The sequence below is a fragment of the Dietzia alimentaria 72 genome (genome assembly GCF_000226215.1).
Classification (GTDB): domain Bacteria; phylum Actinomycetota; class Actinomycetes; order Mycobacteriales; family Mycobacteriaceae; genus Dietzia; species Dietzia alimentaria.
In genome coordinates, this window is the sequence record NZ_AGFF01000032.1 from 67,976 (window position 1) to 87,956 (window position 19,981).

Annotated in this window: 20 protein-coding genes; 19 read left to right on the forward strand and 1 reads right to left on the reverse strand. The window is 66.5% G+C overall.

Annotated features, from left to right (window positions below; translation table 11 throughout):
• Nucleotides 1–39: 39 nt before the first annotated feature.
• Nucleotides 40–438: a DUF1844 domain-containing protein gene (locus ON04_RS15415; protein ID WP_010542543.1), complete on the reverse strand. Its 399-nt coding sequence runs from the start codon at nucleotides 436–438 to the stop codon at nucleotides 40–42.
• Between the two features lie 352 nt (nucleotides 439–790).
• Between ON04_RS15415 and infC the strand changes: the two genes are divergently transcribed.
• From infC to tyrS, 19 genes are all read left to right on the forward strand, one after another.
• Complete coding sequence (gene infC, locus ON04_RS15420; protein WP_010542544.1) at nucleotides 791–1,384, forward strand: translation initiation factor IF-3; 594 nt, start codon at nucleotides 791–793, stop codon at nucleotides 1,382–1,384.
• A gap of 106 nt (nucleotides 1,385–1,490) precedes the next feature.
• A complete protein-coding gene (rpmI, locus tag ON04_RS15425; protein ID WP_010542545.1) occupies nucleotides 1,491–1,685 on the forward strand; it encodes a 50S ribosomal protein L35 in 195 nt (64 codons plus the stop codon).
• Nucleotides 1,686–1,752: 67 nt separating this feature from the next.
• Nucleotides 1,753–2,133 (forward strand): 50S ribosomal protein L20, encoded by a 381-nt coding sequence (gene rplT / locus ON04_RS15430; RefSeq protein ID WP_010542546.1) that lies wholly within the window; start codon nucleotides 1,753–1,755, stop codon nucleotides 2,131–2,133.
• 10 nt (nucleotides 2,134–2,143) lie between these two features.
• Entirely contained in the window at nucleotides 2,144–3,013 is an 870-nt protein-coding gene (locus ON04_RS15435; protein WP_010542547.1) for a TrmH family RNA methyltransferase, read from the forward strand.
• Nucleotides 3,010–4,671, forward strand: coding sequence for an ABC-F family ATP-binding cassette domain-containing protein (locus tag ON04_RS15440; RefSeq protein ID WP_010542548.1), 1,662 nt, complete (start codon nucleotides 3,010–3,012; stop codon nucleotides 4,669–4,671). Before ON04_RS15435 ends, ON04_RS15440 begins: the two co-directional genes overlap by 4 nt.
• Before the next feature lie 75 nt (nucleotides 4,672–4,746).
• Nucleotides 4,747–5,823 (forward strand): phenylalanine--tRNA ligase subunit alpha, encoded by a 1,077-nt coding sequence (gene pheS, locus ON04_RS15445; RefSeq protein ID WP_050815383.1) that lies wholly within the window; start codon nucleotides 4,747–4,749, stop codon nucleotides 5,821–5,823.
• A 48-nt stretch (nucleotides 5,824–5,871) separates the two neighbouring features.
• Nucleotides 5,872–8,361 (forward strand): phenylalanine--tRNA ligase subunit beta, encoded by a 2,490-nt coding sequence (pheT, locus tag ON04_RS15450; protein ID WP_010542550.1) that lies wholly within the window; start codon nucleotides 5,872–5,874, stop codon nucleotides 8,359–8,361.
• Nucleotides 8,354–9,178: a bifunctional hydroxymethylpyrimidine kinase/phosphomethylpyrimidine kinase gene (thiD, locus tag ON04_RS15455; RefSeq protein WP_029458621.1), complete on the forward strand. Its 825-nt coding sequence runs from the start codon at nucleotides 8,354–8,356 to the stop codon at nucleotides 9,176–9,178. The genes pheT and thiD overlap by 8 nt, the downstream gene beginning before the upstream one ends.
• Nucleotides 9,179–9,268: 90 nt before the next feature.
• Nucleotides 9,269–10,015: a DUF2786 domain-containing protein gene (locus ON04_RS15460; protein WP_010542552.1), complete on the forward strand. Its 747-nt coding sequence runs from the start codon at nucleotides 9,269–9,271 to the stop codon at nucleotides 10,013–10,015.
• 74 nt (nucleotides 10,016–10,089) lie between these two features.
• Nucleotides 10,090–11,127, forward strand: a complete 1,038-nt coding sequence (argC, locus tag ON04_RS15465) for an N-acetyl-gamma-glutamyl-phosphate reductase (RefSeq protein ID WP_010542553.1) — start codon at nucleotides 10,090–10,092, stop codon at nucleotides 11,125–11,127.
• Between the two features lie 58 nt (nucleotides 11,128–11,185).
• Entirely contained in the window at nucleotides 11,186–12,121 is a 936-nt protein-coding gene (gene argB, locus ON04_RS15470) for an acetylglutamate kinase (protein WP_010542554.1), read from the forward strand.
• The gene (locus ON04_RS15475) at nucleotides 12,118–13,332 is read left to right on the forward strand and encodes an acetylornithine transaminase (RefSeq protein ID WP_010542555.1); all 1,215 of its coding nucleotides are present in this window, start codon (nucleotides 12,118–12,120) and stop codon (nucleotides 13,330–13,332) included. The genes argB and ON04_RS15475 overlap by 4 nt, the downstream gene beginning before the upstream one ends.
• Nucleotides 13,329–14,285 carry an ornithine carbamoyltransferase gene (gene argF / locus ON04_RS15480; protein ID WP_010542556.1) on the forward strand — a complete coding sequence of 319 codons (957 nt, stop codon included), beginning with the start codon at nucleotides 13,329–13,331 and terminating at the stop codon, nucleotides 14,283–14,285. Before ON04_RS15475 ends, argF begins: the two co-directional genes overlap by 4 nt.
• Nucleotides 14,282–14,779 (forward strand): arginine repressor, encoded by a 498-nt coding sequence (locus ON04_RS15485; RefSeq protein ID WP_033444382.1) that lies wholly within the window; start codon nucleotides 14,282–14,284, stop codon nucleotides 14,777–14,779. The genes argF and ON04_RS15485 overlap by 4 nt, the downstream gene beginning before the upstream one ends.
• 63 nt (nucleotides 14,780–14,842) lie before the next feature.
• Nucleotides 14,843–16,042: an argininosuccinate synthase gene (locus ON04_RS15490; RefSeq protein ID WP_010542558.1), complete on the forward strand. Its 1,200-nt coding sequence runs from the start codon at nucleotides 14,843–14,845 to the stop codon at nucleotides 16,040–16,042.
• Nucleotides 16,039–17,463 (forward strand): argininosuccinate lyase, encoded by a 1,425-nt coding sequence (gene argH / locus ON04_RS15495; protein WP_010542559.1) that lies wholly within the window; start codon nucleotides 16,039–16,041, stop codon nucleotides 17,461–17,463. Before ON04_RS15490 ends, argH begins: the two co-directional genes overlap by 4 nt.
• 5 nt (nucleotides 17,464–17,468) lie before the next feature.
• Complete coding sequence (locus tag ON04_RS15500; protein ID WP_033444383.1) at nucleotides 17,469–17,690, forward strand: Trm112 family protein; 222 nt, start codon at nucleotides 17,469–17,471, stop codon at nucleotides 17,688–17,690.
• Nucleotides 17,687–18,337 (forward strand): DNA-3-methyladenine glycosylase, encoded by a 651-nt coding sequence (locus ON04_RS15505; RefSeq protein WP_010542561.1) that lies wholly within the window; start codon nucleotides 17,687–17,689, stop codon nucleotides 18,335–18,337. Before ON04_RS15500 ends, ON04_RS15505 begins: the two co-directional genes overlap by 4 nt.
• 77 nt (nucleotides 18,338–18,414) lie before the next feature.
• Nucleotides 18,415–19,686, forward strand: coding sequence for a tyrosine--tRNA ligase (gene tyrS / locus ON04_RS15510; RefSeq protein ID WP_010542562.1), 1,272 nt, complete (start codon nucleotides 18,415–18,417; stop codon nucleotides 19,684–19,686).
• Nucleotides 19,687–19,981 lie beyond the last annotated feature (295 nt).

Consider the following 19,981-nt stretch of genomic DNA (forward strand, 5'->3'; position numbering starts at 1 on the left):
CTTGGGCCCGGGTCGGTGAAGGTCGGTCAGATAGCCATGTCAGTAAACAGGGCCGGTGAACTTCTCACCGGGCCCGTCTCCGGGCTCGTCTGGGTAGGCACTGGCCTCGCGGAACGCGCGCTGCAGTCCCTGCAGTCCGTCACGGACGACGCCGGCCTGCGGCCCGAGATACTCAGCGGAACCGGTCACCAGTCCTGCGAGCGAGGTGATCAGCTTGCGCCCCTCGTCCAGATCCAGGTGGGGGCTGGAGCCGGGGTTATCGTCAGAGAGGCCCAGCTTCTCTGCCGCGGCGCTCATCAGCACGACGATCGAACGAAAGATGATCTCCTGAGCAGAGACGTCGGCCAAGTCGACGATCTCGACCTCGCGGGCGTCGAGGTGCTCATCCAGGGGACTCCCCGCGCCCTGGTCGGCGGATTCAGGCTGGTCGGTGGTCATGTCGAATACTGTCCCACGGACCGGCGAACTCCGTCGGTCCTGGCCACCGGTTTGGGGGTCCTTGCCGTAGCTGGTAGTCTCTGTTCTTGACTGTGGGAATCCGCTACGTAGTGGGTTCCATCGTCCAAGAGGAGCCTGATCTCCCACCATCCGACGCCTAGCGGTAGTTTGATGGTCACCACCGTCGACGAAGGGCCTGCGAGTCATCGCAGCAGTGTCTCCGTCGTAGGGTGAGGAGTGAGAGGCCCCCGGTATCCGAACCGTGGGGCCTTCTCGGTTTCGCCGGTCAATGCCGGTGATGCCAGAGGTCCCTCGAGGGCGGATGCGCGGCCATGTTTGTGGCCGTCGACGCATGCACCGTAACTACCGAGGAGGGCCCATCAGCGCCGAAGCACGTATCAACGAACGAATCCGTGTCCCCGAAGTCCGACTCGTCGGCCCCGGGGGCGAGCAGGTGGGGATCGTTCGCGTCGAAGATGCACTTCGTCTGGCTCTAGAGGCCGACCTGGACCTCGTCGAGGTCGCGCCGAACGCGCGCCCGCCGGTCTGCAAGATCATGGACTACGGAAAGTTCAAGTACGAGGCGGCGCAGAAAGAGCGCGAGTCGCGGAAGAACCAGCAGCAGACCGTGGTCAAGGAGCAGAAGCTCCGGCCGAAGATCGACACCCATGACTACGAGACCAAGAAGGGGAACGTCGTTCGTTTCCTGGAGAAGGGCTCCAAGGTCAAGGTCACGATCATGTTCCGTGGTCGCGAGCAGTCCAGACCTGAGCTGGGTTTCCGGCTCCTGCAGCGTCTTGCGGACGACATCACCGACTTCGGATACGTGGAGACCAGCGCCAAGCAGGACGGCCGCAACATGACCATGGTCGTGGCCCCCCACCGCGGCGCGAAGACCCGCGCGAAGGCGCAGGAGTCCAAGGTCACCGACCCGGTTTCGGAGTAGTCGAGACCAGGCGCTTCAAACGCCGACCCAGACCACCGGACGCCTGTCGTCCGCTCACCCGGGGCCCACCGGCCTTTCGGGACGAACCATGTGAGGAAGACCGATCATGCCGAAGATGAAGACCCACAAGGGCACCGCCAAGCGCTTCCGGAAGACCGGAACCGGCAAGCTGGTTCGCCAGCAGGCCAACCGCCGCCACATCATGGAGAAGAAGCCGAGCACGCGCACCCGTCGCCTCGACGGCCGTGTCGACGTCGCTCCGGCCGATGTCCCCCGCGTGAAGCGTCTCCTCGGGCTCTGAGCCCGGTTACCTACCTAGAACTTTCGGTCGCCGCGAGGTGACCACCCAGACCAGTGAGGATTGACCAGTGGCACGCGTGAAGAGGGCCGTCAACGGCCAGAAGAAGCGTCGGACAGTACTTGATTCGACCAAGGGGTACCGCGGGCAGCGCTCGCGTCTGTACCGCAAGGCCAAGGAGCAGATGCTCCACTCGATGAACTACAGCTACCGGGACCGTCGCCAGCGTAAGGGCGACTTCCGCAAGCTGTGGATCACGCGAATCAACGCTGCGGCCCGCGCCAACGACATGACCTACAACCGCTTCGTCCAGGGCCTCAAGCTCGCGGGCGTCGAGGTGGACCGCAAGGTGCTCGCCGATCTGGCCGTCACCGACCCAGCGGCCTTCACGGCTCTCATCGAGGTTGCACGTAAGGCGCTGCCGTCCGACGTCAACGCCCCGGCTGCCTGACGTCTGCGACTTGACGCACAATATTCCGCCCGAGCAGGGCACGGGACGACCCGCGGATCCTTTCACGGAACGGACTCCGCGGGTCGTTTCCGCATCCAAGCTCCATCGCGCGGCCGCCCGCCGAAAGACCGGCCGTTTCCTCGCCGAGGGCGCCAACTCGGTTGAGGCCGCGGTATCCACGGGATACGCGATGGAAATCTTCTGCGCGGAGGACGCCCTCGACAGGTTCGCCGGGCTGGTCTCCACCGCACGCACGTCCGGTGTGCGGGTCTCCACGGTCACCCCACGGGCGATCCGCGCGCTGTCCGACACTGTCTCGCCGGCCGGGATCGTCGCACTGTGTCGAACCCTGGTCCGCGAGCCGAGCCCGGTCATCGGACCCCCATCCCGTGATGACGAGCACCGGTTGTCGCCCAGGGTCGTCGCGGTTGGACAGGCGTTGGCTGAGCCGGGCAACGTGGGTTCTCTCATCCGTGTCGCTGACGCCCTGGGCGTCGACTCCGTGTGGCTCACGGAAGGGGCGGCGGATCCCGAGAACACCAAAGCCGTCCGTGCCTCCGCCGGGAGTCTGTTCCACGTGCCGGTCGTGAAGGGGGTCACCGAGTCCAGCCTGGTCTCCCGCGCGCATGCGCTGGGTCTTCAGGTCGCGGTGGCCACGGCGGGTGGCGAGGTGGACGTGGAGAATGCTGACGAGCAACTCTCCAGACCTACGGCCTGGATCTTCGGCAACGAGGCCCACGGCGTTCCGGCCTCGGTGGCCGCCGCCGCGGACCTTCGGGTCCGAATTCCCATCCGTGGTCGCGCGGAGAGTCTGAACATCGTCACAGCCGCCTCTATCTGTCTCCACACGAGCGCACGGCTTCAGGCGGTGAGTTCGTGACGGCCACCCTCACCGCTCGCGGCGTCGGGGCTTCGCGTGGAGCGCGGACCCTTTTCGATGGACTCGACCTCGTCGTCGCCACCGGGGATGTCTGGGGCCTCACCGGCTCGAACGGCGCGGGTAAATCGACTCTTCTACACATTCTCGCCGGCGTCCCCGACGCCGAGGTGACGGGCCAGGTCACCGTGAGTCCGTCTGACGCCACCGTGGGACTGTTGCGCCAGGAGGTGGAGGCGGACGACGACGAGGTCGTTCGGTCGCTACTCCATCGCGTCACCGGCGTCGCAGATGCGCAGGCGCTCATGGATCGTCTCGCCGAACAGATGGCTGACTCGGACCAGGCCGCCGAGGACTACGGCGACGCTCTCGAACGCTGGCTGGCGCTAGGCGGCGGCGATCTGGATGAGCGGATCCCGGTGACGGCTGCGCGTCTCGGTCTGGACGGATCGGTTCTGGACTTGCCGGTCGTTGCGCTATCCGGCGGGCAGGCCGCGCGCGTGAACCTCGCGGCGGTCCTGCTCAGTCAGTACGACATTCTTCTTCTCGACGAACCGACCAATGACCTGGACCTCGCGGGTCTCGACATACTCGAAGATTTCATGCGCACCGAGCGGCGGCCGATGGTCGTGGTCAGTCACGACCGGGAGTTCCTGGCGCGCTGCGTCACGGGGATCGTCGAGCTCGATGCCGCTCAGCGACAGATCTCGGTTTTTGCCGGAGGGTACGAGTCGTACCTGACAGAACGAGCGCTGGCCCGGCAGCGCGCACGAGAGGCGTACGAGGGATACTCCGGCCGGGTCGATCAACTCAAGGATCGCATCCAGACCCAGAAGACCTGGCTCGACAAGGGCGTCCGCAACACGATGCGCAAGTCCGGTGGCAAGGACGCCGAGCGAGACAAGCACATCCGCAACCGGGCCGGCCAACGGTCGGAGAAGCAAGCGTCCAAAATCTCCCAGTCGGAGCGTGCGATGGAGCGGCTCGACGTGGTGGAGGAGCCACGTAAGGAATGGGAGCTCCGGATGGAGATCGCGTCCGCTCCGCGGTCGGGCTCGGTGGTCTCCGTTCTCGACGAGGCGGTCGCCCGGCGGGGAGACTTCATGCTGGGGCCGGTGACACTCCAGGTGGATTCCGGCGATCGCATCTTGGTCAGCGGGGCCAACGGTTCCGGCAAATCCACGTTGCTCAGCCTGCTTCTCGGCGATCGCGCCCCGGAGTCCGGCCGAGTGACGCGGGGCTCATCGGTTGAAGCGGGTCGAGTGGATCAGGCCCGAGCCGCGTTCACCGGGCCGGGTGAACTCCTCGATGTCTTCTGCGCGGCGGCGGACCCGGACGGGGCGGACCCCACGGCCGCCCGGACCCTGTTGGCCAAGTTCGGTCTCGCGGGGGAACACGTGGCCCGCCCGTGCGATTCGCTCTCGCCGGGCGAGCGTACCCGCGCTGCGTTAGCGCTACTGCAGCAGCGGGGCGTCAACCTCCTGGTCCTGGACGAGCCCACCAACCACCTCGATCTGCCTGCCATCGAGCAACTCGAGCAAGCCGTCGAGGAGTTCGACGGCACGGTCCTGCTGGTCACCCATGACCGGAGGATGCGAAGCGCTTTCCGGTCCACTCGCGAACTTGTGGTCGACGCTGGAACGGTGCGCGAGCAGCGCTGACCGGGGACCGGAGATGACGCTGAGGGGATCGACTAGTCTGTTCCCCGACACCGGCGGTCGCCGGAGGTGTTCGTGATGGGGAGGGCGAGAGCACAGGTGAGCGAAGACACAGGCTCGGTCGAGGTGCAGATCGACGAGGAGTCGCTGGCCGGATACGCCGCGGACGCGGAGAACGCGTTCGCCGCGGCAGCGGATCTGGACGCACTGGCCACCGCGAAGACGGCACACCTGGGCGACCGTAGTCCGATCGCGCTCGGACGACGGGCCCTCGGTTCGCTTCCCAAAGAGCAGAAGGCCTCGGCCGGCAAGGCCGTGAACGTCGCTCGCGGACGGGTGCAGAAGGCCTACGAGGGACGGCTCGCCGCCCTCCAGGCCGAGCGCGACGCCGCCGTTCTGGTGGCGGAAACCCTCGACCTGACGGTCCCGTCCGGCCGTGCCCCGTCCGGCGCGCAGCACCCCATCACGATCATCACCGAGCAGGTCGCGGACGTGTTCGTGGCGATGGGCTGGGAGATCACCGAGGGGCCCGAGGTCGAGGCGGAGCACTATAACTTCGACGCCCTCAACTTCCTGCCCGACCACCCGGCGCGAACCCTCCAGGACACGTTCCACATCGCTCCCGAGGGCAGCCGCCAGGTTCTGCGGACGCACACCTCTCCGGTGCAGATCCGGACGATGCTCGACCGTGAACCGCCCATCTACGTGGCGTGCCCGGGACGTACGTTCCGCACCGACGAGCTCGACGCCACCCACACCCCGGTCTTCCACCAGGTCGAGGGGCTGGCCATCGACAAGGGCCTGACGATGGCGCACCTTCGAGGCGCGCTGGACGCGTTCGCCCGGGCGCTGTTCGGCCCTGAAACCCGCACGCGCATGCGCCCCAATTACTTCCCGTTCACCGAACCCTCCGCGGAGGTCGACGTGTGGTTCCCTCGTAAGAAGGGCGGCGCTGGCTGGGTCGAATGGGGTGGCTGTGGGATGGTGCATCCCAATGTCCTGACCGCCTGTGGCATCGACCCCGAGGAGTACTCGGGATTCGCGTTCGGCATGGGGCTGGAGCGCACCCTGCAGTTCCGTAACGGGCTGTCAGACATGAGGGACATGGTCGAGGGGGATGTGCGGTTCTCCCTGCCCTTCGGTATCCGCTACTGACCCGCCGCTCACCCTCCCCTCCCATTCACAGAGACGAAGGACCCCACAGTGCGAATTGCGCAGTCCTGGCTGACCGAGATCCTGCAGCGGGCCAACGACGGCTGGTCAGTGACTCCCGCAGAGCTCGACTCCGGCTTCGTGCGTGTCGGTCTCGAGGTCGAGGGCGACCCGGAGCCTTTGCCCGAGACCACCGGACCGCTCGTCATCGGGCGCGTGAGCAGCATCGAGGAACTCGAGGGTTTCAAGAAGCCCATACGCTTCTGTCTGGTCGACGTGGGAGCCGACGAGGCGCAGCAGATCGTCTGCGGCGCGCGGAATTTTGCCACCGGCGATCTGGTGGTGGTGGCGCTACCCGGCACCGTGCTGCCGGGCGGGTTCGAGATCGGCAAGCGCAAGACCTACGGCAAGCCCAGTGAGGGCATGATCTGCTCGGCGTCAGAGCTGGGCATCGGAGCGGATCACACCGGCATCATCGTGCTGGCGGACGGCACCGCGGAGCCAGGCGCGCCCGCCGGACCGGTTCTGGCTGCGGGGGCGTCGGGCTCCGACACGGTCTTCGAGCTCAACGTGACGCCGGACCGCGGCTACTGCCTGTCCGCCCGGGGCTTGGCACGGGAGCTCGCGTGTGGGTTTGATCTCGACTTCGCTGATCCGGCCGTCGAGCTGGGCTTGCCGTCCGAGGGGGAAGCGTGGCCGCTCGAGGTGTCTCGAGAATCCGGCGCCCAGCGTTTCGCGCTGCGCCGGGTGGTCGGCGTGGACCCGACCGCGCGGACACCGTGGTGGATGGCCCGCCGCCTGCTGCTGTCGGGCATCCGACCGATCTCGCCCGCTGTCGACGTGACCAACTACGTCATGCTCGAGCTCGGCCATCCGATGCACGCGTTCGACGCCGCCACGCTACGGGGCGGACTCACAGTGCGTCGTGCCCGGGCGGGAGAGAAGCTCACCACCCTCGACGACGCCGAACGCACCCTCGACCCCGAGGACGTGGTGATCTGTGATGACCGCGGCCCGATCTCGCTGGCCGGTGTGATGGGCGGTGCCAGCACCGAGGTGTCCGACCAGACCACAGAGGTGCTCCTCGAGGCCGCGGTCTGGGACACGCTCTCCGTCTTCCGTACGATCCGTCGGCACAAACTGCCCAGCGAGGCCGGCAAGCGCTACGAGCGTGGCGTCGACGCCGCGGCCTCGATCGCGGCACTGGATCGCGCGGCCACGCTCCTGGCGGAGATCACCGGCGGAACGGTAGAGGCCTCGCTCACCGATGTCGGCTCCGCCCCCACCATGCCCACGATCTCCTTCGACGCGGACCGCCCGTCCCGCGTCGCGGGCGTCGAGTACGCCACTGGAACCACGCGACGTCGGCTCGAACAGATCGGCTGCACGGTCACCGGTGACGACGCGGTTCTGCTCGAGGTGACTCCGCCTGCGTGGCGACCCGACCTGACGTTGCCCGCAGACCTGGTGGAGGAGGTAGTGAGGCTCGAAGGGCTGGAGAACATTCCGTCGGTGCTACCCACCGCTCCCGCGGGGCGGGGCCTCACCGCCGGCCAGCGCGGACGCCGCGCGGTCGGTCGCGCGTTGGCGGCTGCCGGCCACGTCGAAGTGCTCACGTCTCCGTTCTGTGATCCGTCGGTGTTCGATGCCATGGGACTGGCCGACGACGACGAGCGTCGTTTCACGATGTCGGTCGTCAATCCCCTCGAGAGCGACAAGGCGCATCTGGCCACGACATTGTTGCCGTCGTTGATCGAGATCGCCAGGCGCAACCTCACCCGAGGTACCCGCGATCTCTCGCTGTTCTCTGTTGCGCAGGTATCGTTCCGGACCCCCACCACCTCGAGTGTGGGGATGCTGCCGGTGGACCGCGAGCCCACTGACGAGGAACGGGAAGCATTGAGCGCGTCGCTGCCCGATCAGCCCCTCCACATGGCTGCCCTGTTTACCGGGATGCGCGACCCCGGGGGACATTCGGGTGCCGGTCGCGACGCCGACGCGCTCGATGCGGTCGAGGCGGCCAGGATCGTCGGCCGTGCACTCGGAGCCCAGGTCGACGTGCGCGCGGCCGAGTACGCGCCGTGGCACCCGGGTCGCTGCATTGAAATCCTCGTGGACGGCCGGGTCGTAGGTCACGCCGGTGAACTGCACCCGGCAGCCTGCGAGCGACTCGGACTGCCTGCACGGGCTTGTGCCGTCGAGATGGATCTCAGCGCTGTGGGAGCCCGTGAAGTCCTGCCCGCTCCCAGGATCTCCGCCTACCCGGCCGTCAACCAGGATGTCGCGGTAGTGGTCGACGCTGCCGTTCCCGCGTCCGAGGTCGAGGCGGCGCTGCGTTCAGGCGGCGGCGAACTGCTCGAGAGTATTCGTCTGTTCGACGTGTACACCGGTTCCCAGCTCGGCGAGGGTCGCAAGTCGCTCGCCTACGCCCTCACTTTCCGCGCCGACGACCGCACCCTCACCGAGGACGATGCGAGCCAGTGGCGCTCCGCGGCGGTCGAAGCCGCCCGGAATGCCGTGGGGGCGAGCCTCCGTGGTTGACGCGCCGCGGGTGCCTCGCGTTCTGTGCATCGCGGGAACGGACCCGTCCGGCGGTGCCGGCCTGCTGGCCGACACCAAGGCCGTCGCCGCGATGGGCGGGTACGGGATGGGCGCGGTCACCGCGGTGACCATCCAGAACACCCTCGGGGTGACAGGCGTGCACGCGGTGCCGGTCGAGTCCGTTGTGTCGCAGCTCGACGCCGTGGCGGACGATGTTCAGATCGACGCCGTCAAGGTCGGAATGTTGGGAGAAGCGGAGCTCGTCCAAGCGGTGGGTGAGTGGCTCCGTCGTCGTCGACCTCCCCACGTCGTCCTGGATCCGGTCATGGTGGCCACGACCGGCGGCCGACTGGCGAGCGACGCCGCTGCGCGCATGCTCGGCGAACTCGTACCCTTGGTCGACCTCGTGACGCCTAATGTGCCTGAACTCGCAGTCCTCTGTGGTGGCGAGACGGCTGCGCACATCGGGGATATCGTGAGACAAGCGGAACTTCTGCACGAGCAGACCGGTTGCGCTGTCCTCGCCACCACCGGTGATCTCACTGATGGCAGTGCCGAGGACGTTCTTGTGGAGTCCACCGGGGACCGCCGCACAACAGAGCGACTGACGTTCGTTCGGGTCAACACCCCGCACACCCATGGCACCGGCTGTTCCCTCTCGTCAGCGCTCGCCACCGCAAGGGTCGGCGCGCCTGACTGGGAGAGCGCATACCACCGGGTCCGCCCCTGGATGGACGGGGCGCTGCTCGGCGGACTGACACTGGAAGTCGGCGGCGGCTCCGGACCGCTCGATCACACCTGGTTCCTGCACCGCTGACCTAAAATTCGTCGAATCCACGTCAGCAGTGTGTCGTACACCTGTGCGAACATCCGTCTCGCAAGCCGGACGAGACAACAGGAGTAGTCAATGACCACATCGCAGAATGCGTCCACCGCTTCCGCCCAGCAGTCGGCGGGTAAGGCGCTGGACAGGGTTCGGAAACTCTTCGCGAAAGCCGAGAGCGTCGCTGGAACGCCGGAGGCCGAGGTTCTTCTGGAGCGGGCGTACGAATTGCTCGCCAAATACGGGGTTGACGAGGTGCTGGCGCGGTCGGGCCCCGACGATGCGTCCGCCGAGGTCACCGTCTACGACCACGTCGTCTCGGGCAGTTATCAGCCGGACCAGGTGAGCCTGGTCGCGTCGCTGGCCGTGGCGATGCACTGCCGGGCCGTCACCTCCGCGCGAGTAGATCGCACGAGGGTCGTCCACATTATTGGTGTTCGTCGTCACGTAGAGCGGGTCGGAATGCTGGCGGGTGCCCTTACCGGCATCATGCTCGCAGCGGCGGCCCAGCAGCGGCCCCAGGTCGGCATGTCCGCGGTCACGCACCGTAAATCGTTCATGGCCGGGTTCGCTTACGAAGTGGGGCGCCGGCTGAAGGCTGCAGAACGGGGAGCGGTCGCCGAGAGCTCAGATGCCGCTGGTGCGGGACTGGCGCTCCGGACGGACTCTCAATGCGCGGACTCTGAGCTCCGCCGTCGCTTCCCGTCGGCGGTGCGGGGGAGCCGCCGGCGTGTCGGGACCTCCGGGATCGACGAAGGGCGTCGTGTGGGCGGGTCCGTTGATCTGGGCCAACGGCGATTCCGCGGCGGCGGCAGGCAGATCAGTGCCTGACGGCGTAATGGGTCACTGAACGCTTTGAGGCGCCCAGTGTGCAAAAGATTGCATTCTGGTGCATACTCGTGCGTATGGCAATCAAGGTAGCTGTCGCTGGCGCTTCGGGATACGCGGGAGGGGAGTTCCTGCGACTTATCCTCGGGCACCCGTCGTTCATTTCGGGAGAGCTGGAGATCGGAACGTTGGCCGCTGGGTCGAACGCAGGGCAGTCCATGGCGGAACATCATCCGCACCTGCTTCCGCTCGCCGACCGCGTCCTCGCCGAGACGAGCGCGGAGACGTTGTCGGGGCACGACGTGGTGGTGTTGGGTCTTCCGCACGGGCATTCAGCAGCGATCGCGGAAAAGCTCGGGCCCGATGTTCTGGTGGTGGACCTCGGCGCCGACTTTCGGTTGAGCGATGCCGGCGACTGGGAGGCGTTCTACGGTTCCGCACACGCAGGCACCTGGCCCTACGGGCTCCCCGAACTCCCCGGGGCGCGCGATGCTCTTCGGTCGACCCGCCGCGTCGCCGTCCCGGGGTGCTTCCCCACGGGCGCCACTTTGGCACTGTTCCCGGCCGTGGCCGCTGGACTCGTCGATGCTTCGATGATCACCGTGGTCTCGGTTACAGGTGCCTCCGGAGCGGGCAAATCGGCAAAGGTGCCGATGCTGGCTTCGGAGGTCGTGGGCTCCGCCAAGGCGTACGGCGTGACCACGCACCGACACACCCCGGAGATCACGCAGAACCTCCGCTCGGTCACCGATGCGGAGGTGTCGGTGAGTTTCACGCCCGTCCTGGCGCCGATGGCTCGTGGCATCCTCACCACCGCCATCGTCCCGACAACAGCGACTGTTGACGAGCTGCGGCAGGTTTACGTTGAGGCGTTCGCAGACGAGCCGTTTGTCCATCTGCTCCCCGCTGGTGTCCAGCCGATGACCGCTTCCGTGTTGGGGTCAAATGCTGTGCAGCTGGGGATCGAGGTAGATGAGCGTGCCGGACGCGCCGTGTTCACCGCCGCCATCGATAACCTCGCCAAAGGCACCGCAGGGGGAGCGATCCAGTCCATGAACATCGCGCTCGGTCTACCTGAGGTTGCTGGTCTGAGCACGGTCGGAATGGCTCCGTGACGGCTCGCAGCAGCAGCAGCAGCAGCATTTGTTCAGTCCCGCCCGGAAGGGGCATGAGATGACCACAGAGATGAACGACGGGTCCTCCGAGCTAACACCATTTGTCCGCGCGCACGTCCTCGCCGAGGCCCTGCCGTGGCTTCAGAAGTTCCACAACAAGATTGTCGTGGTCAAGTACGGCGGCAACGCGATGGTGGACGACCGGCTCAAGGCCGCGTTCGCCGCGGATATGGTCTTCCTCCGTACCTGTGGCCTCAAGCCTGTCGTGGTTCACGGTGGTGGTCCGCAGATCACGTCGATGCTCGGACGCCTGGGCATGGAGGGTGAGTTCCGTGGAGGCTTCCGGGTTACCACTCCGGAGGTCATGGATGTGGTGCGAATGGTGCTCTTCGGCCAGGTCGGCCGAGAGCTCGTGGGCCTGATCAACGCACACGGGCCCTACGCCGTGGGGATCTCGGGCGAGGACGCCGGACTGTTCACGGCGGTCCGCCGGACGGCGATGGTCAATGGTGCACCTACCGACATCGGCCTCGTCGGCGACGTCCAGGCAGTGGACCCGAGAGCGGTGCTCGACCTGATCGAGGCTGGTCGGATCCCGGTGGTGTCGACCATCGCACCTGATGTCGACGGCACGGTCCACAACATCAACGCCGACTCGGCTGCGGGGGCCCTCGCTGCGGCCCTTTCGGCGGAAAAGCTCGTCGTCCTTACAGACGTAGAGGGCCTATACACCAATTGGCCCGATCGTTCGTCGCTCGTGACCCACCTCGGCACAGGGCCTCTGGAGAAACTCCTGCCGTCCTTGGAGAGCGGGATGGTCCCGAAGATGGAGGCCTGCCTCCGCGCGGTGCAGGGCGGTGTGGGGGCGGCACACGTCATCGACGGACGCGTGGAGCACTCGGTGTTGCTCGAGATTCTCACCGAGGGAGGCATCGGGACCATGGTCACCGAGGGTTCCCACGAGACCCGGTCCCCACTAGGAGCTGACAAGTGAGTTCACAGGAAACCAGCACTCTCACCTCCCGGTGGGACACGGCGCTGATGCGCAACTATGGAACCCCGCCGCTGGAGCTGGTATCAGGTAGGGGGGCAACCGTCACGGCCGCGGACGGCCGCGAGTACGTGGATCTGCTCGCCGGGATCGCGGTCAACTCACTCGGCCATGCACACCCCGCCGTGATCGAGGCCGTAAGCCGGCAGGTCGCGGAACTGGGGCACGTCTCCAACCTCTACGTCCACCCAACCGTCGTGGCACTGGCGGAGCGACTCGAGGATTTGCTGGCGGTCGACGAGCGTGTGCGGACGTTCTTCTGCAACTCGGGTGCTGAAGCCAACGAGGCCGCGTTCAAGATCGCCCGCCGGACCGGCCGGTCGCGGATTCTCGCAGCTGAGAACGGTTTCCATGGTCGGACTATGGGCGCACTGGCGATGACCGGCCAGCCCGCCAAGCGCGAACCGTTCGAACCGATGCCGGCCGGAGTCGAGTACTTCCCGTACGGGGACATCGCGGCGCTCACGGCGTTGGTGGACAAGGCGCCGTCGGACACCGCCGCGATCATTATCGAACCGCTGCAGGGTGAAGGAGGTGTGGTGGAGCCCCCGGAGGGCTTCCTGGCGGATGTGCGCGCCCTGTGCACCGAACACGGGATCCTGATGATGGTCGACGAGGTCCAGACCGGCGTCGCACGCACGGGCGCAATGTTCGCCTCACGCAAAGCCGGCGTGACTCCCGACGTCATCACATTGGCCAAGGGACTCGGGGGCGGCCTGCCGATCGGTGCGTGTCTGGGCGTCGGCTCGGCAGGGGACCTGCTCACCGCGGGTCAGCACGGCACCACTTTCGGTGGGAATCCGATAGCGTGCGCGGCGGCACTGGCGGTCCTCGACACGATTGCCTCCGATGACCTCATCGCCCACGTTGACAGACTCGGCAAGATCATCGCCGCGGACATCGAGTGTCTCGACCACCCTCTGGTGGATCACGTGCGTGGTCGGGGCCTACTTCTCGGCGTGGTCCTCACCTCAGCCGAGGCGAAGGCCGTCGAAGAGGCCGCGCGGGACGCCGGCTATCTGGTGGGAGCCACGGCGGCCGACGTCGTCCGGCTCGCACCACCACTGATACTGACGGAACAGCAGGCGGCGACCTTCGTGGCCGCTCTGCCCGCGATCCTCGACGCCGCATCCCCGCAGGAGTCCACGTCATGACCACCCGGCCCACGATCCCGTCCGAAACCGCGGTTCGGCACTTCCTCCGCGACGATGACTTGAGTCCTGCCGAGCAGGCGGAGGTCCTCGAGCTCGGACTGGCGCTCAAGTCGGCTCCGTTCTCGGCGCGTCCTCTCGAGGGGCCCCGTTCGGTTGCGGTGATCTTCGACAAGACGTCCACCCGTACCCGATTCTCGTTCGACGCCGGTATCGCACAACTGGGTGGTAACGCCATCGTGGTGGAGTCCGGATCCACTCAGATGGGTAAGGGCGAAACCCTTGCCGACACCGCCATGGTGATGTCCCGTTACGTCGAGGCAATCGTCTGGCGTACCTACTCGCAGGGCGGCATTGCGGAACTCGCCTCGCACTCCACCGTGCCGGTGGTCAACGCGTTAACCGACGAATTCCACCCGTGCCAGATCCTCGCGGACCTGCTCACGATCCGAGAGAACTTCAGTCGCACTGCAGGTCTGCGCGCGGTGTACCTGGGCGATGGTGCCAACAACATGGGTCACTCGTACCTTCTCGGATTCGCGACCGCGGGTATACACATCACCGTCGCCGCCCCCGAGGGGTACCAGCCGACCGGTCAGGTCGTGGCCGACGCCCAGCGGATCGCCACCGAGACCGGGGGTTCGGTCACCATCACGGCCGACGCCGCCACCGCGGTCGTCGACGCCGATGTCCTCATCACCGACACGTGGGTGTCGATGGGAATGGAGGACTCGGCCGCGGATCGTCTGCGTGATCTAGCCGACTATCAGCTGGGGCAGGAGGCTGTCGACAAGGCTGCAGACCACGTGATCGTCCTGCACTGTCTTCCGGCATACCGGGGCAAGGAGATCACCGCCGAGGTCATCGATGGGCCGCGCAGCCGGGTGTTCGACGAGGCCGAGAACCGGCTTCACGCCCAAAAGGCCCTGCTGGTGTGGCTGCTGGAGCGGTCGTGACCACCGCTGGGACGGTGAGCCGCACCGCACGGCACGCCCGAATCATCGAGATGCTCCGCAGTCGAGCGGTGCGCAGCCAGACCGAACTCGCCGAGGCACTGGCTGAGGAGGGGATCGCTGTAGCTGTGGCCACCCTCAGTCGGGACCTCGACGAACTCGGCGCGGTCAAACTCCGCGCCGCGGACGGCGGGGCAGGTCGCTATGTGATCCCGGAGGATGGGAGTCATGTCCCCGGGATCCCAGGAGGAACCGACAGGTTGAGCCGGCTCCTAGCCGAGTTGCTGGTGTCGGCCGACCACAGCGGGAACATGGCCGTACTGCGCACTCCGCCGGGGGCGGCGAATTTCCTCGCAAGTGCTCTCGACCGGGCGAACCTCGACGACGTGGTGGGGACTATCGCCGGGGATGACACCATATTCGTGATGGCTCGCGAACCCGTCGGTGGTGGGGAGCTCGCTCACCGGCTCGCAGCGCTGGCCCGCCGCCAGGTCTGACCTGCCAAAGCGTACGAACACTGACCATCAGACAAACTAAGCACACACACCAAGGAGAACACCATGACCGATCGCGTCGTCCTCGCCTACTCCGGTGGCCTGGATACATCCGTAGCCATCAGCTGGATCGCCAAAGAGACCGGTGCGGAGGTCGTCGCGGTCGCCATCGACCTGGGCCAGGGCGGTGAGGACATGGGCGCGATCCGTCAGCGGGCCCTGGACTGTGGTGCCGTCGAGTCGTTGGTCGTGGATGCCCGCGATGAGTTCGCCGAGGAGTACTGCGCCCCCACGATCAAGGCCAACGGGCTGTACATGCGTGAGTACCCGCTGGTCTCGGCCATCTCCCGGCCGCTGATCGTCAAGCACCTCGTCACGGCGGCCAAGGAGCACAGCGGTACCGCCGTCGCGCACGGTTGTACAGGCAAGGGCAACGACCAGGTCCGATTTGAGGTGGGCTTCGGTGCGCTCGCCCCCGACCTCGACGTGATCGCTCCCGTCCGCGACTACGCGTGGACCCGCGAGAAGGCCATCGAGTTCGCTGAAGAGAACGACATTCCGATCAATGTCACCAAAAAGTCGCCGTTCTCGATCGACCAGAACGTGTGGGGCCGGGCCGTGGAAACCGGTTTCCTCGAGGACCTATGGAACGCGCCGACCAAGGACGTTTACGACTACACCGAGGACCCCACCCTTAATTTCGCTGCTCCGGACGAGGTCACCATCACGTTCGATGCGGGCGTACCCGTCGCCATCGACGGCCGCAAGGTGACGGTGCTGGAGGCCATCGAGGAACTCAACCGTCGGGGCGGCGCGCAAGGAGTCGGGCGTCTCGACATGGTCGAGGACCGCCTCGTCGGCATCAAGAGCCGCGAGGTCTACGAGGCGCCGGGCGCGATGGTGCTCATCACCGCGCACAAGGCTCTCGAGGACGTCACTCTCGAGCGCGAGTTGGCCCGCTACAAGTCCGGGGTGTCCGACACTTGGTCCAACGCGGTTTACGACGGGTTGTGGTTCTCGCCGCTCAAGTACGCGCTGGACGCGTTCATCGACAGCACCCAGGAGCACGTTTCCGGCGACATCCGGATGGTCCTGCACGGTGGCCAGATCACCGTCAACGGCCGTCGCTCCGACAAGTCGCTGTACGACTTCAACCTGGCCACCTACGACGAGGGCGACTCATTCGACCAGAGCTACGCCAAGGGCTTCGTCAACCTCCATGGCCTGAGCTCCAAGATCGCCGCCAAGCGGGACCTCGGTCTATGAGCGACGAACGGCACGGCACCAATGCCGGCTCGCTGTGGGGCGGCAGATTCGCCGGTGGTCCGGCGGAGGCGATGGCGGCACTGAGCAAGTCAACCCACTTTGACTGGGAGTTGGCGCCGTACGACATCCGGGCGTCGAAGGCGCACTCCCGCGTGCTTCATCGTGCGGGCCTGCTCACCGGGCCCGACCTCGACGCGATGCTCGACGGGCTCGACAGGCTCGCGGCGGACGTCGACTCCGGTGCGTTCGTACCCGCCGAGTCCGACGAGGACGTGCACGGTGCACTCGAGCGCGGTTTGATCGAGCGCGTTGGGGCCGAGGTTGGTGGCCGCCTGCGCGCCGGAAGGTCTCGAAATGACCAGGTGGCCACGCTGTTCCGGATGTGGCTGCGGGATGCGGTCCGAGCGGTCGCGGACGGCGTGCTGGACGTGGTGGACGCGCTGGTCGGCCAGGCGGACGCCCACACGGAAACAGTGATGCCGGGCAAAACCCACTTCCAGGCCGCGCAGCCGGTTCTGCTCTCCCATCAGCTCCTCGCACACGCTCAGCCGTTACTGCGTGACCTCGACCGGATCCGGGATCTGGATCGTCGCCTGGCGGTCTCCCCGTACGGTGCTGGTGCGCTGGCGGGGTCGTCGTTAGGGTTGGATCCCGACGCGATCGCGGCGGAGCTCGGTTTCGACCGTGCAGCCGACAACTCGATCGACGCCACCAGTTCACGCGACTTCGCCTCCGAGTCGGCGTTCGTGTTGGCGCAGATCGCGGTGGACCTCTCGCGGCTGGCGGAGGAGATCATCGCGTGGTCGACACCTGAGTTCGGCTACGTGACCCTGGCCGACGAGTGGTCGACGGGTAGCTCGATCATGCCGCAGAAGAAGAACCCGGATGTCGCCGAACTCATGCGCGGCAAGACCGGACGTCTGATTGGCAACCTCACTGGATTGCTGGCCACACTCAAGGCGCAACCGCTGGCCTACAATCGTGATCTGCAGGAGGACAAGGAGCCTGTCTTCGACTCGGTCGCCCAGCTCGACCTGTTGCTGCCCGCCATGGCGGGACTGGTCGCCACTCTTGAATTCCACCCGGAGCGGCTCGCGGAACTCGCCCCGGCCGGGTACACCCTGGCCACGGATATCGCGGAGTGGATGGTCCGACAGGGCGTGCCTTTCCGCGTCGCCCACGAGGCCGCCGGAGAGTGCGTGCGGGTGGCCGAGGCCCGAGGCGTGGGACTCGACGAGCTTGACGACGACGAGTTGGCCGCCGTGGATCCAGCGCTTACTCCTGAGGTCCGCGAGGTGCTGACGGTGACGGGTTCGATCGCGTCCCGTCACGCCCGTGGCGGCACCGCGGGCGAGGCCGTTGCCAAACAACGCAGACGTCTCGGGGAGATCCGAGACGAATTCGCCGGCTGGGTAGGGTGAGCGTCATGTCCGTCATAGACGCCCGACTGCTCGAGATCCTCGCCTGCCCAGAGGACAAGGGTCCGCTCCTCCTCATCGGCGAGGACACCCTGTACAACCCCCGTCTGCGGAGGTCCTACCGGATCGACGAGGGCATCCCGGTGCTGCTCGTCGACGAGAGTCGGTCGGTCGACGAAGCCGAGCACGCGGATCTGCTGGCACGGTCGGGGAGCGACACACAGGAGTGACCGCCCTCCCCACCGTCACTAACGCCGGCGATGCCATCGGGTTCAGACAATTTTTACGGCGCGCCTCGCCGGACGAGGCTGCGCGGACGTTGCTCGGTGGAGTCCTTAGGCACGGTGCTGTCTCGGTCCGGATCGTTGAGGTTGAGGCTTACGGAGGGCCGGTGGAATCCGCGCATCCGGACGAGGCGGCGCACACCTGGCCCGGCCTCACCTCACGTAACGAGGTGATGTTCGGCGACGCCGGGCACCTGTACGTCTATCTCAGTCACGGCATTCACCAGTGCATCAACATCACCTGCCGGCCGGCCGGCGAGGGCGGGGGAGTCCTGCTCCGCGCAGGTCGGGTGGTCAGCGGGCATGACGTTGTCTTGCTCCGTCGACCGGGCGTAGCCCTCGAACGAGCAGCTCGAGGCCCCGGCAATCTCGGGAAGAGTCTCGGTATCGATCTGACGTTCCGTGGCACGGATGTACTTGCCTCGTCGTCGTCGGTGTCCTTCTGTCCCGAGCCCGTCTCTGATGAGCAGATACGGACGGGACCCCGCGTGGGCGTGTCCCGCGAGGCCGAGAGGCCGTGGCGCTTCTGGCTGGCCGGGGCGCGAGAGGTTTCGGCCTACCGCCGAAGTCCGCGGGCACCGCGTCCCGAGTAGTCCGCACCGGACCGCTGGACACCAAGACCCACCCGCCCCGTGGTGGGCGGGCACCGCGATGGGGGACAATGGTCGCCGTGACCTACAACTTCCTCGATGAACTGCAGTGGCGGGGGCTCGTCGCACAGTCGACCGACCTCGACGCGCTCCGCGCTCACCTCGACGAGGGGAGGGTGTCGCTCTATTGCGGGTTCGACCCGACCGGGCCCAGTTTGCATGCCGGGCACCTGATCCCGCTGCTCACCCTGCGACGGTTCCAACTGGCGGGTCACCGCCCCATCGTGTTGGCCGGCGGTGCCACCGGGATGATCGGTGATCCCCGCGACGTGGGTGAGCGGACCATGAATTCCTCCGACACCGTCGCCGAGTGGACCGAGCGAATCGAAGGTCAGCTCGAGCGGTTCGTGGATCTCACCGAGGGGCCGACCGGAGCCCGTGTGGTCAATAACATGCAGTGGACCGGCCACCTATCGGCCATCGAGTTCCTCCGTGACGTGGGCAAGCACTTCTCGCTCAACACGATGCTGGGAAGGGACACGGTCAAGCGTCGCCTCGAGGGCGAGGGGATCTCCTTCACCGAGTTCTCCTACATGCTGCTCCAGGCCAACGACTTCCTGCAGTTGCGACGCAATATGGGATGCACGTTGCAACTCGGCGGCTCCGATCAATGGGGCAACATCATCGGCGGGGTGGACCTCAACCGCCGCGTCGACGGCGAGGCCGTACACGCCATGACCGTTCCACTGGTCACCTCCGCGGACGGGAAGAAGTTCGGCAAGTCCACAGGGGGCGGCAGCCTATGGCTCGATCCGACCATGACCAGTCCTTACACCTGGTACCAGTACTTCCTCAACACCGCCGACGCCGATGTCATCCGGTACCTGCGCTGGTTCTCCTTCCTCGGACAGGAGGAGATCGACGAGCTCGCAACTCTCACTGAGGACAAGCCCCACATGCGAGCGGCCCAGAAGCGTCTCGCGGAAGAGATGACGACTCTGGTGCATGGTGTGTCCGCTACCGAGTCGGTCCAGGCCGCGGCTCAGGCGCTGTTCGGTCGAGGCGAATTGTCCGGACTCGACGAGATGACGCTCGCTGCCGCGCTAGAGGATGCCGGAACGGTTTCCGTGGGGACCGACGAGCCCAGGACGATCGTCGACCTGCTGGCGGCCTCTGGTCTCTGCGACAGCAAGGGCGCCGCCCGACGGGCGGTGGGCGAAGGTGGCGCGTACGTGAACAACGAACGCGTCGCTGATCCCGAGTGGTCCCCAGCATCTGAAGACCTGCTGCACGGCAGTTGGCTCGTGTTGCGCAGAGGGAAGAAAAGCTTCGCGGGCGTCCGGATCACCTAACCGGCGATCGGGCCCAGCACGGAGGCGTCGGCAATAGTCGGCGTCTTCGCCCATTTGCCGTTATGACCTGGGGATTTGCGTTTCGGACCAGGCCTGCGTAACTTATTGGAAGTCGCCGAGAGCGAGCCCAGCCGAGAGGCCGAGCCGCACAGAGCGACGGGCTCCGAGAGTGGGTTCGTGAAGTCCGGTTTTGACTGGGTGGTGCGGGTCGGCTACGCTGGAGAAGTTGCCCCGAGTCGGGGTGGCGGTGAGGTTGTCTGCCTCGTGAGCTGGGAGTTCTTCGGGATTCTTGGGG

Excerpts from the sequence above, each read along its gene's own strand:
- ON04_RS15415 (WP_010542543.1), bottom strand. The coding sequence starts at position 438 with ATGACCACCGACCAGCCTGAATCCGCCGACCAGGGCGCGGGGAGTCCC.
- infC (WP_010542544.1), top strand. The coding sequence starts at position 791 with ATGCACCGTAACTACCGAGGAGGGCCCATCAGCGCCGAAGCACGTATC.
- rpmI (WP_010542545.1), top strand. The coding sequence starts at position 1,491 with ATGCCGAAGATGAAGACCCACAAGGGCACCGCCAAGCGCTTCCGGAAG.
- pheS (WP_050815383.1), top strand. The coding sequence starts at position 4,747 with ATGGGGAGGGCGAGAGCACAGGTGAGCGAAGACACAGGCTCGGTCGAG.
- ON04_RS15460 (WP_010542552.1), top strand. The coding sequence starts at position 9,269 with ATGACCACATCGCAGAATGCGTCCACCGCTTCCGCCCAGCAGTCGGCG.
- argC (WP_010542553.1), top strand. The coding sequence starts at position 10,090 with ATGGCAATCAAGGTAGCTGTCGCTGGCGCTTCGGGATACGCGGGAGGG.
- argB (WP_010542554.1), top strand. The coding sequence starts at position 11,186 with ATGACCACAGAGATGAACGACGGGTCCTCCGAGCTAACACCATTTGTC.
- argF (WP_010542556.1), top strand. The coding sequence starts at position 13,329 with ATGACCACCCGGCCCACGATCCCGTCCGAAACCGCGGTTCGGCACTTC.
- ON04_RS15490 (WP_010542558.1), top strand. The coding sequence starts at position 14,843 with ATGACCGATCGCGTCGTCCTCGCCTACTCCGGTGGCCTGGATACATCC.
- argH (WP_010542559.1), top strand. The coding sequence starts at position 16,039 with ATGAGCGACGAACGGCACGGCACCAATGCCGGCTCGCTGTGGGGCGGC.
- ON04_RS15500 (WP_033444383.1), top strand. The coding sequence starts at position 17,469 with ATGTCCGTCATAGACGCCCGACTGCTCGAGATCCTCGCCTGCCCAGAG.